The 14,680-nt window shown below is 49.1% G+C and carries 15 protein-coding genes and 1 tRNA gene; 6 read left to right on the top strand and 10 right to left on the bottom strand.

Features of this window, described 5'->3' with window-relative positions; all coding sequences use genetic code 11:
* The first annotated feature begins 17 nt into the window (after positions 1 to 17).
* Positions 18 to 1,148 (top strand): tetratricopeptide repeat protein, encoded by a 1,131-nt coding sequence (locus tca_RS07600; protein ID WP_084126287.1) that lies wholly within the window; start codon positions 18 to 20, stop codon positions 1,146 to 1,148.
* A 4-nt stretch (positions 1,149 to 1,152) separates the two neighbouring features.
* On the opposite strand, the gene glmM is transcribed toward tca_RS07600, so the two are convergent.
* Together glmM and tca_RS07590 are read right to left on the bottom strand one after the other, a co-directional pair.
* Entirely contained in the window at positions 1,153 to 2,520 is a 1,368-nt protein-coding gene (glmM, locus tag tca_RS07595) for a phosphoglucosamine mutase (protein WP_048176099.1), read from the bottom strand.
* Positions 2,521 to 2,631: 111 nt separating this feature from the next.
* Entirely contained in the window at positions 2,632 to 4,029 is a 1,398-nt protein-coding gene (locus tca_RS07590; protein ID WP_286708792.1) for a hypothetical protein, read from the bottom strand.
* Between the two features lie 60 nt (positions 4,030 to 4,089).
* Here tca_RS07590 and tca_RS07585 point away from each other — a divergent pair, with 60 nt between their 5' ends.
* Positions 4,090 to 4,605 carry a carbonic anhydrase gene (locus tca_RS07585; protein ID WP_286708791.1) on the top strand — a complete coding sequence of 172 codons (516 nt, stop codon included), beginning with the start codon at positions 4,090 to 4,092 and terminating at the stop codon, positions 4,603 to 4,605.
* Here the strand turns inward: tca_RS07585 and tca_RS07580 are convergent.
* The 6 genes from tca_RS07580 to thiC all read right to left on the bottom strand — a co-directional run bounded on the left by tca_RS07580 (position 4,602) and on the right by thiC (position 9,680).
* Positions 4,602 to 5,015: an exodeoxyribonuclease VII large subunit gene (locus tag tca_RS07580; RefSeq protein ID WP_286708790.1), complete on the bottom strand. Its 414-nt coding sequence runs from the start codon at positions 5,013 to 5,015 to the stop codon at positions 4,602 to 4,604. The genes tca_RS07585 and tca_RS07580 overlap by 4 nt on opposite strands.
* Before the next feature lie 32 nt (positions 5,016 to 5,047).
* Positions 5,048 to 6,727 (bottom strand): ATP-dependent DNA ligase, encoded by a 1,680-nt coding sequence (locus tag tca_RS07575; RefSeq protein ID WP_286709248.1) that lies wholly within the window; start codon positions 6,725 to 6,727, stop codon positions 5,048 to 5,050.
* Between the two features lie 66 nt (positions 6,728 to 6,793).
* Positions 6,794 to 7,576, bottom strand: coding sequence for a winged helix-turn-helix domain-containing protein (locus tca_RS07570; protein WP_286708789.1), 783 nt, complete (start codon positions 7,574 to 7,576; stop codon positions 6,794 to 6,796).
* A gap of 14 nt (positions 7,577 to 7,590) precedes the next feature.
* A complete protein-coding gene (locus tca_RS07565; RefSeq protein ID WP_286708788.1) occupies positions 7,591 to 8,046 on the bottom strand; it encodes a ferredoxin-thioredoxin reductase catalytic domain-containing protein in 456 nt (151 codons plus the stop codon).
* 8 nt (positions 8,047 to 8,054) lie between these two features.
* Positions 8,055 to 8,333, bottom strand: a complete 279-nt coding sequence (locus tca_RS07560; RefSeq protein WP_286708787.1) for a glutaredoxin family protein — start codon at positions 8,331 to 8,333, stop codon at positions 8,055 to 8,057.
* 72 nt (positions 8,334 to 8,405) lie between these two features.
* Positions 8,406 to 9,680 (bottom strand): phosphomethylpyrimidine synthase, encoded by a 1,275-nt coding sequence (gene thiC / locus tca_RS07555; RefSeq protein WP_286708786.1) that lies wholly within the window; start codon positions 9,678 to 9,680, stop codon positions 8,406 to 8,408.
* Between the two features lie 47 nt (positions 9,681 to 9,727).
* On the opposite strand from thiC, the gene tca_RS07550 reads away from it, so the two are divergent.
* Complete coding sequence (locus tag tca_RS07550) at positions 9,728 to 10,105, top strand: CBS domain-containing protein (protein ID WP_286708785.1); 378 nt, start codon at positions 9,728 to 9,730, stop codon at positions 10,103 to 10,105.
* 2 nt (positions 10,106 to 10,107) lie between these two features.
* Here the strand turns inward: tca_RS07550 and tca_RS07545 are convergent, their stop codons facing one another.
* A complete protein-coding gene (locus tca_RS07545) occupies positions 10,108 to 10,929 on the bottom strand; it encodes a methanogenesis marker 8 protein (protein ID WP_286708784.1) in 822 nt (273 codons plus the stop codon).
* Between the two features lie 18 nt (positions 10,930 to 10,947).
* Positions 10,948 to 11,937 (bottom strand): hypothetical protein, encoded by a 990-nt coding sequence (locus tca_RS07540; protein WP_286708783.1) that lies wholly within the window; start codon positions 11,935 to 11,937, stop codon positions 10,948 to 10,950.
* 113 nt (positions 11,938 to 12,050) lie between these two features.
* Here tca_RS07540 and tca_RS07535 point away from each other — a divergent pair.
* From tca_RS07535 to glnA, 3 genes are all read left to right on the top strand, one after another.
* Positions 12,051 to 12,159: transfer RNA gene (locus tca_RS07535), tRNA-Met, on the top strand.
* A gap of 355 nt (positions 12,160 to 12,514) precedes the next feature.
* Complete coding sequence (locus tca_RS07530; RefSeq protein ID WP_286708782.1) at positions 12,515 to 13,270, top strand: HesA/MoeB/ThiF family protein; 756 nt, start codon at positions 12,515 to 12,517, stop codon at positions 13,268 to 13,270.
* Positions 13,271 to 13,344: 74 nt separating this feature from the next.
* Positions 13,345 to 14,673 carry a type I glutamate--ammonia ligase gene (gene glnA, locus tca_RS07525; protein WP_286708781.1) on the top strand — a complete coding sequence of 443 codons (1,329 nt, stop codon included), beginning with the start codon at positions 13,345 to 13,347 and terminating at the stop codon, positions 14,671 to 14,673.
* The last annotated feature ends 7 nt before the right edge of the window (positions 14,674 to 14,680 follow it).

Raw genomic sequence — 14,680 nt, 5'->3', positions numbered from 1 at the left:
CAGGAGGTGGAGACCCGTTGCCCATACTCTCATTCAGCAGCAGGGACATTGACCTTGTAACAGGCAAAAGGACCATGACTATAAGGCGCAAGTGGAAGAGACCCCTCAGGGTCGGCGACCGGCTCCACTGCTACTGGAACCTCGTCTCAAAGGACCGTGAAAAGGTCTTCGAAGCGGTGGTGACAGACGTTGAAACCGTGAGTTTCAGGGAACTCAGAGAGAACGATGAGCTGGCCAGGGAGGATGGTTTCAGGGACGCCAGACAGCTCGAAGAGGAATTCCAGAGGATGTACCAGGGTGAACTCACGGATGATACCGAGTTCCAGGTGATAAGGTTCAGAAAACTCCCTGTGGATGAATGGGAAGGTAAAAGAATCGATGAGAAGGCCATGATAACAAGAAGGGCGGACATACTCTTTGATTCAGGTAAATTCAGTAAATCAGAGCTATGTTACACCGCAGCCCTCAGGATAGACCCCAACGACGTCTACATACTCAACAGACTCGGTGACAACCTCACAAGGCTTGGGAGATTCGATGAGGCCCTTGAATGCTACAGGAGGGCCATAATGATAGAACCTGAGAACCCCTACATATGGAATAACATGGCCATAACCCTTCTGAACGCCGGGAGGGTGGATGAGGCCCTTGAGGCTAGTAAAAGGGCTCTGAAAATAAAACACGACCCGGACCTCCTCTACTGGAGGGGTGTGATGCTTGAGGTTGCAGGAAACCCCCTGGAGGCCCTTGAATCCTATGAGCAGTCCCTTGAAATTGACCCCCGGAACGCCGAGGTCTGGACAGCCAGGGGAAACCTGCTATCTGACCTCGGGCGGATGGAAGAAGCCATAGAATCATACAACAGTGCCCTTGAGCTTGCCCTTGAGGATGAACAGGACCCCAATGTCTGGAACCGTAAGGGTAACGCCCTCCTTGAGCTTGAAAGATTCGATGAGGCCCTTGAATGCTACAGGAGAGCCATTGAAATGGAACCAGAGAACGATGTCTACTGGACCAACATGGGGGTTGCCCTCCTTGAGCTTGAAAGATTCGATGATGCCCTTGAGGCCTTCAACAGGGCCCTGATGATAAACCCGAAAAATGAGGATGCCGGGATACTCCGTGAGGAGTGCCTTGAGAACCTCTAAACAGCTATTTTAGTTTTTCCATGGCCCTCTCGACCAGGGATATGCCCCAGCGGGCCATTTCATCCGCCTGCTCCTGTGTCTCTGACTCTGCGAAGCATCTGAATATTGGCTCGGTCCCTGAGGGTCTTATTATGACCCATCCGGCTTCACTGAATATTTTAACACCGTCTGTAGTATCTATGTCCCTTACACCCTCCTCATCTGCCAGCATCTTACTTACCAGGTCCATCACATCCCCTTTAATTTCATCGGGACATTCTATTTTCCTCTTACTGGAGTAATATGCGGGTAGTTCCGATACAAGCTCTGATAGTGGCCTGTCCTCATGGGCCATTATCTCGAGTATCGTGGCGGCTGTGAGGGCTGCGTCCCTCCCGTATACAAAGTCGGGGAATATTAATCCACCGTTTTCCTCGCCTCCAAATAGTCCGCCTGTCTCTTTAAGTTTTCTTGCCACCAGGAGGTCCCCTACAGCTGTTGTTATTACCTCTCCGTTGTTCTCTGATGCTATATCGTATATTGCTGAGGATGTTGCGACGGTGGTGACTATTATGCCTCCACCCTTCTCCTGGAGCATCCTCTTCTCAACAAGGGCGAAGGTCTTATCGCCGAGGACAAATTCTCCCCTCTCATCGATACATATTGTCCTGTCTGCGTCACCATCGTGGGCTATGCCCAGATCAGCCCCGGTTGACCTCACAGTCTCCATCAGCTCCGAGAGGTTCTCAGGGACAGGTTCAGGGTCACGCCCCGGGAAGAAACCATCAGGCTGAGAGTTAAGTGCTATCACCTGACATCCGAGTCTCCTGAGGATGTAGGGCATGGTGTAGGATGCTGCTCCACAGCCACAGTCAACCACCACCCTGAATTTCCTTCTGCGGATGGCCTCTGCATCGACCCTCGCTATGACACCGTCCTGGTACTCCCTGATTATGGAGGAGTTTGATGTGAGGTTCCCGATTTTATCCCAGGAGGCCCTCCTGAAATCTTCGCTGAAGAATATCCTTTCTATTTCCTCCTCCAGGTCATCAGGGATGCCTATGCCGTCTGAGTCAACGAATTTTATACCGTTGTACTGTGGGGGGTTGTGGGACGCCGTTACGATAACCCCTCCATCATAATATTTTCTGACCGCATACTGAACGGCTGGCGTTGGGAGTATTCCCAGGTCAACAACATCACATCCGCTTGAAAGAAGGCCGGATATGACAGCATTCTTTATCATTACAGTGGATGTCCTTGTATCTCCTCCAACAGCTATTTTACCTTCTACAGTTGAACCGTATGCTGCCGCAAGCTTTGATGCGAATTCAGGTGTTAAAACCTCATTTGCAAGTCTTCTAACTCCGAATGTGCCAAATAGTTTCTTCATCTTTTAACAGCCCCATTCACTGGATATTTGAATTGTTAATCACCAGTATGAATAAAGTCAGACATTCACTCCGTATGAATTTTTAATCACATTTACCTATTTATGATAAAGTCAGACATTCACTCTGTAAACAGAAAAGTCCCGGTTCCTGTAAACAAGTCTGGAGTAGGGGGGAGTCCTCTCCTCATTATCCAGGATTATGTATCCCACACGATCCCTCATTATATCATGCTTCGTATAGTTAAAGCTGCTGATATATTTTTCCACGTTGATTGAACGGATGGTTCCTGGCGCATAGCCGCCCGCCGATACCGGTTGCCCTGAAATCGCAACTATGGCGGGTTGGATGTGGTAGTCAGACACAACAACAGTTGCATGGTCTCCGTTATACCTGAACCACTCTGCAATATCGAGTTCAGAATCTGAAACCTCGAGTTTTATGGAGCTTGCAAGGGAGTAACCATCATAGATGCAGTAAAGGGATATAAGCAAAATAATGGCGTAAAAGGACCATTTGCCATTATTTATTCGTATTGAATTGAAAAGATCTGCACTCAGTGTTGCCATCGGGAAGAGGGCGAAGTACAGTATCCTGTCCGAGAGGACCTTCAAACCCAGAAGGTAGGCAGCTGTAAGTGCCAGGACGAATACAGTCCAGACAGCCATTATAACATCTTTTTTCTCCCTCCGCCCAGCCGCATGAACAATTCCTGCCAGTGAAAGGATGGTGAGCAGAACCCCCAGATGGGTGATGTATCCCTTTAAAGGCAGGGAACTGGTCGGCGGTGACCTGAATACAAAACCATATTTAACTATAAGGGGTGCATACCAGACCGATGCAAGTAAAAGACCGGACCCGAGGATTATTAGTAGATTCCATGGTCTGATATCATATTTTCCAATGTAAAGGACAATGGTTGAGAGAGTAACCACTGCTAAAATTATGGAGGCAGAAAGGATATGGGTCATTAACATTAACCCCAGGAGCAAGCCGGTTAAAACCGGATAAAGCCTTGAGCAACCTTCCATGGACCTGTAGTATCCATAAACAAAGAGGGGGATGGATATCATCGCAAGTGACTCAGGGATCGGGAAAATCATCCTCATGAAGAATAGACTTGAAAATAGGAAAATTCCCGTTAAGAATCCTCCCAGAGGTCCGTAGAGTTTTCCTGAGACATATGAAAATGACAGAACAATGAGAAATGCAAACACTGGCTGCATGAATCTGGAGACTGTGAAAAACCCCAGGCCGGTTATTTTACTGAGAAAAAGCATCATTATGTGAAAGAGGGGTGGATAATATATGGGTCTCCCATGGGGGGCGGAGGTTAGAGGATCCCAGAACACGATGCCCTTACCCATGTAAAGGGCGGCATTATGTATATGGTAATAGATATCCCATGTCAGTGGAACAGTGTACTTGAAGGTGGGTATTAAAGCCAGGGCAAATGCACATAGTGCCGGTAAAATGATTAAGAATACATCCCTCTTCCTCCCGATATCCATGTTCTCCCCTCCATAAATTAATTAGGTAATAGATAACTAATGTAGATGAGGTTTGTTAGCATGATTATTAAAGATATCCTCAGAGAAAATCAGGACTTCAGGTTCCAGGATCTCTCAGATCTAAAACATTCCCCGAAGCTGTGTATCATCACATGCATGGACTCGAGACTTATAGATCTCCTTGAGAGGGCCCTTGGGATCGGGAGGGGTGATGCGAAGGTAATAAAGAATGCGGGTAACATTGTGGATGAGGGGGTTATAAGATCCGCTGCAGTTGCCATATACGCCCTTGGTGTGAATGAGATCATCATAGTCGGGCACACCGATTGTGGGATGGCACGCCTTGATGAGGATCTCATAGTCTCAAGGATGAGGGAACTCGGGGTTGAGGAGGAGGTCATCGAGAATTTCAGTATAGATGTGCTGAATCCAGTTGGTGATGAGGAAGAGAATGTGATTGAGGGTGTTAAGAGGCTGAAGTCATCCCCCCTCATACCAGAATCCATAGGGGTCCACGGACTGATAATAGACATAAAAACAGGGAGATTAAAGCCACTTTACCTTGATGAAGATTAACCATAACCAGGGAGAGGCCTCAAACCTGAAGGTTCCTCTACGGCCACCTCAAGTAATCCCCTGTACTCCTTCACCCTCCCGGTTACCTGTACCCTCATCCCCTTCAGCAGTATGGGGGCAGGGCCATTCCTCTTTATTGTCTCTGCTGTTGATTCGAATATAACAGCCGTTATTGTGCCGGTGCCATCATTTATTTTCAGGAATATGATTCCCGAGTGTTCTGATTCGCAGACATCAACCACTGAGCCCTCGACCATAACCTTCCTGTCAATCATGCCCCTGTCAATCTGAGCTATTTTAATAGGGTCCGGTGTGAGGGTCGCCGAAGAGATTATCATTCCTGTGAACCCGGCGAGTCCCAGCATGGCTGATATTATGAGCAGTTTCCTGTCATCCAGAAGGGTTCCCATAAAAGTAATTAATACTTTGTACTATTTAAATATTACTGACCTGGTTGATCTGGCTGTCCGGACTGGAAGAGGGACTCTATACGTCCAACTGTATCAACATCGTCCAGGCACAGATCGTCCCTTATACGTTTCACCACTGGAAAACGCAGGGAGTAACCGCTTTCATACTCAGGACTCTTCACTATCTCACTGTAGGCGACCTCAAGTATTATCTCTGGCCTGACCCAGAGTTTCCGTCCCTTCCTCTCAATGGCAAGTTTTTCCATCCTCTCTGAGAGTTGCTGGAGCGTCTCATCGTCAAGCCCCGTTGCAACATGTGCAACCGTAACAAGGTCCCCGCTGTCCTCATCCCTGGCAGCCAGGAGATAGGATCCCACCAGATGTGCCCTTTTACCCCTGCCATAGGTGCCACCGACCACAATGAGGTCCAGGGTCTCTGGTTCTGCCTTAAACTTAAGCATCTTTTTACCCCTTATACCAGGTATATACGGCGCTTCGGTGTCCTTTATCATTATACCCTCATGTCCCTCTCTTATTGACTCCTCGAAGAGCCATAGAGCATCATCCAGGTTATCCGGGCCCACATCAACCATGCGACTCGCCTCAACCCTCCCAGGTATTTCTGATAGTATTGACTCAAGGACCTCCCTTCTGTGCCGGAGGGGCTCATCGATGAGGGGTTCTCTGTGGTAGAGGACATCAAAGAGGAATAGTGAGAGGGGAACCTCCCTTGTAAGCCTCTCCACATCATATTTTCTTCTGACACGCTGGAGTATGTACTGGAAGGAGGCTGGCCTCCCATCCATGGTGACTATTATTTCCCCCTCAACTATGTAGTCATCAGCTGGAAGGGCCTCCTCAACACCCTCAAGTATCTCGGGGACCGCCGCGGTGATGTTCTCAAGTCTCCTGGTGAAGATGGATATCTCATCGCCGCATCTGTGTATCTGAACACGTATACCATCATATTTGGTTTCACAGAAGGCCCTTCCAAGCTCCGTTATGGCAGATTCTATGCTGCTGGCAAGCTGTGCCAGCATTGGTTTCACGGGTCTTCCCGGTTCAAGGTTGAGTCTTCCAAGTCCAGGCTCGCCCTCCTCCCTTGCAACTGCGGCCACCATTCCCAGGTCATTTGTGAGCATGTGGGCCCTTTCAACGAGTGCCGGGTCAACCTCAAAGGCCCTGGCAATGGCGTCCCGTATGATTCCCTCTGCAACACCAACCCTCAGTTCCTCAAGGACCGTCCTTGTTATATAGCGTGCCTCCAGTGGCTTTGCCTGGGACAGGACCTCAACAAGTATGTTTATCTTCTTTGACTGTGCCCTATCACCAGAAGCTGATGCCAGGGCCTTCAGTCTGCTGTAAACAAATTCCACTGTCAGGGGTTGTGAAAAAAAGGTTGTTTGAGTTTTTCTGGAGAAGAGTTTTTCACTTGCAAGGCCTATATCACCCTGTTCCCTTATTTCGTCCTCGATTTCATCCATCGAAACCCCCACAACCAGGGATATTGCCTTCATGAGCAGCTTTATGCCAACCCCAAGTTCCTCCTCACTCCAGATTGGAAACACCCTGCCAAGCATCAGTATTGTTACATCGGGCAGAAGTTCCTTATCAACACTCCTCAGGAGTTCCGCAAGTATTTCAGTCTTTTCAAGGCGTTTTGTGGTTGATTCAAGTCTGTGGTATACCTCTGCAAGTTCCATATAGAGCAATTCCTTCATCCCCTAGGTAATCTGAACCGTTAAACTCCCATCGACCTTAAAACCATTCTTCAGTACCTACACTTCACAGTCATCCTTGTCTGCTGGCGCTTCCACCATGTCCCTGAAGTGTTTGAAGAGTTTCCAGGCCCATCCAACTGCCTCTTCATCCCTTGAAAAGAGGAATCTCGCAGGATCATAGAGGCCATCAGACATGAAGAGGGAAAGGGCCATTGCCGTCTCCGTTATTATGAGGCTGAACCTCAGTTCAGAATCGATGGTGCTGATCTTCACATTTTCCGTATCTTCAACAGGTTCAATTGCATCCACAACATTCTCTGAGAGGATCATCTCGGTCTTTATCCCCGCTTTCAGGAGGTCCCCGTAGAAGGGGTGGTGAACGCCTGAAAGGATCCAGACCCTCCCGGAGTTCATTACATTCTTTGTAACTACCTCATAGGGCTCTGTGAGGTTCTCGGGTTTTGCCTCGAGGAGTGATACTCCTTCAAGGGATTCTATGCTGTAGAGGAGTGATTCGGGTATGGATCCAAGGTCATGGTCAAGCAGAAAATCCGAGAGTTCCCTGATCACCGAGATTGTCCTTATAATCCCCTGAACCTTCAGGGATATTATCCTGCCGGTTGATGACAGTTCATACTTACGGTTGACCCTGCAGACCAGCCCCTTGTCCTCGAGCTGGTATATGGCATGGAGAATAGTTGATGAACTTGATTTTATGATGGACCTCATCTTAGAGAGTTCCATTGGACCGTCAATGAGGGCCATTAAAACCCTGAGCCTTATCTCGGATGAAAAAAGAAATTTGATATCTTTTCTGACTTCAGTGAAGGCTTCCAGCAAGGTAATGCACTCCTCTATTCAATGAAAACATGGAATTTTCCTGCCACGCCACAGATGGGGCAGGGTTCCGGAGGGATCTTCCTTGCGCAGAGATAGCCACAGATGCGACACCTCAGCACAGGTATATCAAGGCCGGCTGGTGCCCTGCCAGGGCCTCTACTCTTTCCCCGCCTCTCGGGTATGGATCTGAACTCAACGTCCTCATCCCTGACATAGAGTCCACAGTAGCATGTCCCGTATTCCTCAATATCAGCATCCCTGTAATCACAGGGGCACACTATATCCCTGTCCTCCTCGGGGTTGCCTGATGCGAGTCTGCAGGGGCAGGAATCATAGCCATATCTTTTCCTGTTAACCAGCATCCCCCTGAGCAGTTCCATGACGAATTCCCTGTCAGGATTAAGTTTATAACCTGATTTCTCTGCTGATTCCCTAACCTCTCTGTATAGTTCCTGGAGTTCATCCTTCATGATGATCCCTACCTGAGGGATGATTTTATTGAGAGTGGATCGAATCCCACCACCACTTCCTCATCGTTTATTACAAGTGTGGGGAATGAGAGGGATAGGTTCCACCTCTTAAGCTCCTCAATTACATTCTCACGTTCCTCACCCTCGAGGAGGTCGACGTATATATAATCGTAGGCCACCCCAAGTTCCTCCAGCAGCTCCCGTGTCCTTTTGCACCATCCACATGTGCTGAGTGCAAATAGCCTTACACTGCCCCTTTCAGTACCTTCAACATGCTCGAATCCCATAGGACCACCACTTTAATTATGGTTCTGATCTCTATTAACCCTTACCGGCATGTTAAGGATCGAGGCTGTGATTCATCTGTCTTCACGCAGTATCCTGAGGGCGCAGTATTCGCCACACATTGAGCACATCTCTGAATCCTCAATTGGGCACTGCATCCTGTATTCATATGGTTTTTTTGAGTCAAATGCCAGTTTGAACTGTTTATCCCAGTCAAAGGACCTTCTTGCATCAGCCATCTCAAGTTCAGATTCCCATGCGCCCGGTAATTTTCTGGCGGCGTCTGCAGCCTGGGCAGCTATCCTTGATGCAATTACACCCTCAATAACATCCTGAACCCCCGGTATCGCCAGGTGCTCTGCCGGTGTGACGTAACAGAGGAAGTCCGCCCCGTTCATTGCAGCGACGGCCCCGCCTATGGCTGCGCTTATATGGTCATAACCCGGTGCCATGTCTGTGACTATGGGTCCAAGGACATAGAAGGGTGCGCCGTCGCAGACCTCCTTCTGTATCTTCATGTTGGCGGCTATCTGGTCAAGGGGCATGTGCCCGGGCCCCTCAACCATGCACTGAACATCTGCATCACGTGCCCTCTCAACGAGTTCTGCAAGTGTGAGGAGCTCACTGATCTGGGGTATATCAGAAGCGTCTGCCAGGCACCCCGGCCTGAGGCCATCCCCGAGGCTGAGTGTGACATCATACTCGTAGGCCACTTCAAGGAGGTACTCGTAGTTGCTGTAGAGAGGATTCTCCTCCTGATTCTGCATTATCCAGGCTGCAAGGAATGCTCCTCCCCGGCTAACTATTCCCATTATCCTCCCTGATCTCTGAGCCCTTTCAACGGTTTCCAGGGTGATTCCTGAGTGCACGGTCATGAAGTCAACCCCATCCCGTGCCTGGTTCTCTATGGCCCTGAACATGTCATCCTCATCCATGTCCACCACGGCTCCATCTGACATGAAGGCCTCGACACCGGCCTCGTAGATGGGTACCGTGCCCACAGGAACGTCAACAGCCTCCAGGACCGCGGTCCTGACATCCCTCAGCATGGGGCCTGTGCTGAGGTCCATGACAGCATCTGCACCGTATTCGACAGCTGCAAGTGCCTTATCAACCTCCAGTTCAATGTCCTCCATTTTTGAGGATGAACCGATATTTGCATTGATCTTTGTTGAAAGATTTTCCCCTATGCCGCAGGGTGATGATTCCCGATTAATATTGGAGGGTATCACAATTCGACCATTTGCAATACCCCTAATGAGCATCTGAATGTCCAGATTTTCTTTCCGGGCAACCTCCTCCATCTCAGGGGTTATATTGCCCTTTCTTGCTTCTTCCATCTGAGTCACTTTGGATCCCTCAATCTTAATATATGAATATCCATAAAAATAATTTCATGATCAGGAAGCTCCGTGCAAGGGATATAATGCTCCGTGATGTTATTGTTTCCCACCCCGATGACCTTGTCGCAGCCGCCAACCTTAAGATGGTCCGTGCGAACGTGGGTGGTGTCCCTGTTGTGGAGGGTGATAAACTTGTTGGGCTCATAACCCACAGGGACATTCTGCTTGCCGGTGGCGAGGCCCTGAAGCTTCGGGTGAAGGACATAATGAGCCGGGACCTTGTTGTGATTGATGAGGAAACTCCTATAAGCAGGATAAGCCGTATAATGGCAGATACCGGATATCAGAGGATACCTGTTGTCAGGGATGGTAGACTGGTTGGACTGATAACCCAGAGCTGCATAATAAAGGCCCTTGCAGATTATCTCTAGTTTCATACCAGTGGCTGCGGGGAGCCTGAACTTTTCCCTGAATCCTTTATACCACCCATCCTTTTAATTCTGAGTTCAATGAATCTTTTACCATTCTTTGTGCATGCATATACAGGTATGGCTGATCCTACCTTCAGCAGCGCCCTTCTATCAGCTATTCTCCTTATGTATTTTGATGCGCATGATGTTACAACATCGGCTGTGTTAATCACTTTCTCGGCGCCCCTGTAGTCTATCCCGGTCAGGTGGACGGCGAATATGTAGATTTCGCCTCCATCCATTTCCCTCAGCCTCTCTGCCTCTGCCGGGTCAGCCACGGTGACAGCAACCCTATCATAGCCCATCTCAAAGGCCCTTTCAACCCCCTTAACCTGGTCTATCGTGGCTTTTTCGGGGTCAAGGACCTTTTCTGGTCCTATGGATCCTATAACCTCATCCTCGGGTGATGTTTCCACCACTCCTGATATCCTGCCCCCGATTCCCTGTGCAAGTTCGGGTTCGGTGACTATGACTGTGCCTGCACCATCACATACCATGACTGCTGCGTCCACCTCGCCCTCCTCGATGAGTGTTGAGATTATCTCAGAAATGCCAAATGATAGAAAATCCCTCATTCTTAATTCACGATTACCTGTACACATGCCAAAATCTTTAATGCGAAACTCAATATTTTGACGGATAGCCTCAGATGTGATTTTTTCAATGCCCCGGTACTTATGAAAGAGGGGACAGTAATCGATAAGTGGTTCGGATACATCAACCACCCTTCCATTCCTCACGGTGACACGACTTTTTCCCAGGGCCTCTATTACATGTTCACCCACAGCGAACACCTCAACAGCTTAGGGGTACGGAAACCCATCGGCAGGGTCCGGTTTCAGGATGAGGGAAGCATCGGATCTCAGGAGTGCATTGACGGTTGCACTGAATGAGCAGAGCGTTCCTATACCACATCCAACCCTCCTATCACCAGATAGGATATCCACAGTTATATAATCTTCCATCCTTACATGTTCCCTCACACCGACCCTGGTCATCCTCTGAAGTATCCTGTTTCCAAGGGCGCCCATGGATTTCCCGAGCCAGAAATGTTTCAGGGGACAGAGGTCACAGTAATTCTTAAAGATACGGTTCCACTTGCTGCTTCCAAATCCAGCATCTATCTCCGCCCTCACCGTTGCATAGGCTATGCAGCACCCCCAGTTCCTGCCGATGACCTCCCCATTCTCAAGGAGGGATACATGGATCCTGTTCCTCCTCCAGGTGACCCTGCCGGTCACCCCCCTCTCATACTTTTCCATTCCCGTGTTTCTGGATTTCCTGGATGCCATCCTCCTCCTGATTGATGGCACCCTCGAAGCTGCGATGTTTACTGCACAGACCGGGCAGAACCCTGATGCTGCAGATACAATTTCATCACCTTCTGCAGAGTATAGTATGACCTCTATGCCAGGGCCGTCCCTTCTGACCTCAACTGAACCCCCAGCCGACCAGATATCAGATATTATCATGGAGGCTGTGTTAACAACCCTCCCGTAGCCAGACATCTCTGCAACCTGTATCTGGTCTCTTCTGCCTGTCAGGAAGGGCGAGAGTTTATCTGCAGCTTCGTCATCCAGAAATCCTGCATTGATCTCGGCCTCGAGTATCGCCGGGGCCCAGGTTATATCTGAACCCTCCCCCACAGAATCCCCTGAAGGGTCAGTTATCCGGGCCCTGACACCCTCAGGGTACTCTGCTGTTTCAACCATGAAGCCGGTCCTGGAGATATCTGCGAGAATTGTATGGCATATCCCACAGGCCCCCTCTGAAAAATCAAGATCATCAGACACATTAAACCCCCGCAAAGAAAATTCATATATAATTAGGGTGGCATTCCATAATAATGATTGCACCCCTGACAGAAAAGTTTAAATTTGATGAAAACTGATCTTGTATAAGTCATGCCGGGGTGGCTCAGCTGGTTAGAGCGCACGGCTCATAGGGTATTAAGCAGTGCTCTGACTTTTTCCTGGGATACCGTGAGGCCGCGGGTTCGAATCCCGCCCCCGGCACTTTAACCCCCCATTTTTGCATTCAAAAAAACTTTTTTTTATCCTTAAATCAGGAAAAATATGAAAACTAAAAATGACGTTTCATTTAGATCGGGAGATAATCAAACATCTTCTTAAACGAACTGTTTTTGATTTCAGAGTGAGTCCAATGAGCATCCCAGACATCTGCTTTTCACTGATCTGAAGAATCTTCCCCACATGATCTCCAGTGATAGGCTCATGCTGCAAGCCGATATAGCTGTGGTCCTACAGGATGACCCCCTCATGACTTCAGCTACCAGCCACCTCTCAAACCCCAACATGATTTATATCAACACACACATAGTATTATGCAAGAACGTGAAAGAGGGTTTGAATGCCTGAGAGATATGAGGGTATGGCTTACTGGGAGATGGTCAGCCGGCAGATGGGTTTACTTTCAAGGGCAGACCAGTTAAAGCTCAAGGATTCCACTGTCTCTGTGATCGGCTGCGGGGGTATAGGTGGCGCTGCAGTTGAGATGCTTGCACGGATGGGTGTGGGCAGTCTCAGAATAATTGACAGTGACGTCTTTGACGTCTCGAACCTCAACAGGCAGCTCATGAGCAGCTTCAGGGACCTCAGGATCCCCAAGGTTGATGTTGCAGCGGAGCGTATTCGCACCGTAAACCCCTTCAGCAGGGTTGAGGTTTATCATGAAATCTTCGATGAAGAAAATGCAGCTGAAATAATAACCGGCAGCGATGCCGTGGTTGATGCCCTTGATAACATAACATCAAGGGTGATTGCATCAAGGAGGTGCGCATCAGAGGGAATACCCTTCATTCACGGCGCCATACATGGCTCCATGGGTCAGGTAACTGTATTCAGGGAGGGATCACCATCCTATGAGGAACTCTTCCGTTTGCCATCTGTGGGCCTTGAGCTCACAGCTGATGTGAAGGCCAGGTTAAAGGAGCTCTCATCAAAAACACCTCCGGTGATAGGTCCCGTGGCAAATATCACCGGCTGCCTCCAGGCAGCGGAGGTTCTCAAGTTGATCACAGGGAGGGGTGATGTGATAGCCGCCCCCCGAATGTTAAAGTTTGATCTCTTTCAGGGCGAACCATTTAAAATTGTTGAACTATCCTGAACAAAAAATATATAAACCAGTAGAAGGAAAGTTACTTCCGGTGAAGTTAAGCTCATGCCATGGAGGCATAACCCATGTCAGATAAGATTGGAAGAATAATAGCTAAAATGGATGAATGCGGCGTTAAATTCGTCCGCCTTCAGTTTGTGGACATACACGGAAAACCAAAGAATATGGCAATACCCCTGGTAAGGCCAGACCAGATAGAGGACATAATAAAGGACGGTCTCCTCTTTGACGGGTCATCAGTTGAGGGGTTCGTGGATATAAACGAGAGCGACCTCATCCTGAAACCTGACCCCGACACCTTCTCAACACTCCCATGGAGGCCAGAGGAAAAGGGTGTGTGCAGATTCATCTGTGACATCTACTGGCCAGACGGAAAACCCTTCGAGGGGGACCCGAGGTACGTCCTCAAGAGGGCCCTCGACAAGTACGCCCACCTTGGATATGAATACAATGTCGGACCGGAACCAGAGTTCTTCATCCTCGACCAGGACGAGGATGGCAACATAATACCCCACGACTGCGGTGCATACTTCGATGTTGAACCGGTGGACCAGGGAACCGACTTCAGGAGAAAACTCGTCATGGACCTTGAGGCCCTTAACTTCGACGTTGAGGTCAGCCACCACGAGGTTGCTCCTGGACAGCACGAGATAGACTTCAAATTCGACAAGGCCCTGAAGACAGCAGACGCAGTTATAACCTTCAAACAGGCCATAAAGGCCATAGTCGACAAGATGGGGTACATGGTAACATTCATGCCAAAGCCATTCTTTGGTGAAAACGGTAGCGGTATGCACTGCCACCAGTCCCTCTTCAAGGATGGTGAAAACGTCTTCTATGACCCTGACACAGAGACACAGCTCTCAGAGGAGGCCCTGTACTTCATAGGGGGACTTCTGAAACACGCCCCTGCGCTCACAGCTGTCTGTGCTCCAACAGTCAACTCCTACAAGAGACTTGTCCCTGGCTATGAAGCACCGGTCTACATTGCCTACGGCCTTAAAAACAGGTCAACCCTCATCAGGATACCTGCATCACGTGGAAAGGGTACACGTGTCGAGTTAAGGATGCCTGACCCATCATGCAACCCCTACCTTGCATTTGCAGCCATGCTGGAGGCAGGTATGAACGGTATACAGAACAAGATCGACCCCGGTGAACCAACCGAGATCGACGTTTATGAAAAATCAATGAGTGAGCTCAGGGAGATGGGCATCGAGACACTCCCATCAAGCCTCTGGGAGGCATACCATGCCCTCGAGGAGGATGATGTCATCAAGGGCGCCCTTGGTGGTCACGTCTACGAGAAGTTCATGGAGATCAAACACAGGGAATGGGACGACTACCGTGTGAGGGTCTTCAAGTACGAACTTGAAAGGTACCTTGACATCTAAGCCTCAA

Source organism: Methanothermobacter sp. EMTCatA1, assembly GCF_002356395.1.
In the GTDB taxonomy this organism is placed as follows: Archaea; Methanobacteriota; Methanobacteria; order Methanobacteriales; family Methanothermobacteraceae; genus Methanothermobacter; species Methanothermobacter thermautotrophicus.
The sequence above is the reverse complement of the archived record's forward strand: the minus strand, read 5'-3'. Positions and strand labels throughout refer to the sequence as shown.

Excerpts from the sequence above, each read along its gene's own strand:
- glnA (WP_286708781.1), top strand. The coding sequence starts at position 13,345 with ATGTCAGATAAGATTGGAAGAATAATAGCTAAAATGGATGAATGCGGC.
- tca_RS07585 (WP_286708791.1), top strand. The coding sequence starts at position 4,090 with ATGATTATTAAAGATATCCTCAGAGAAAATCAGGACTTCAGGTTCCAG.
- tca_RS07565 (WP_286708788.1), bottom strand. The coding sequence starts at position 8,046 with ATGAAGGATGAACTCCAGGAACTATACAGAGAGGTTAGGGAATCAGCA.
- tca_RS07550 (WP_286708785.1), top strand. The coding sequence starts at position 9,728 with ATGATCAGGAAGCTCCGTGCAAGGGATATAATGCTCCGTGATGTTATT.
- tca_RS07580 (WP_286708790.1), bottom strand. The coding sequence starts at position 5,015 with ATGGGAACCCTTCTGGATGACAGGAAACTGCTCATAATATCAGCCATG.
- tca_RS07560 (WP_286708787.1), bottom strand. The coding sequence starts at position 8,333 with ATGGGATTCGAGCATGTTGAAGGTACTGAAAGGGGCAGTGTAAGGCTA.
- glmM (WP_048176099.1), bottom strand. The coding sequence starts at position 2,520 with ATGAAGAAACTATTTGGCACATTCGGAGTTAGAAGACTTGCAAATGAG.
- tca_RS07590 (WP_286708792.1), bottom strand. The coding sequence starts at position 4,029 with ATGGATATCGGGAGGAAGAGGGATGTATTCTTAATCATTTTACCGGCA.
- tca_RS07530 (WP_286708782.1), top strand. The coding sequence starts at position 12,515 with ATGCCTGAGAGATATGAGGGTATGGCTTACTGGGAGATGGTCAGCCGG.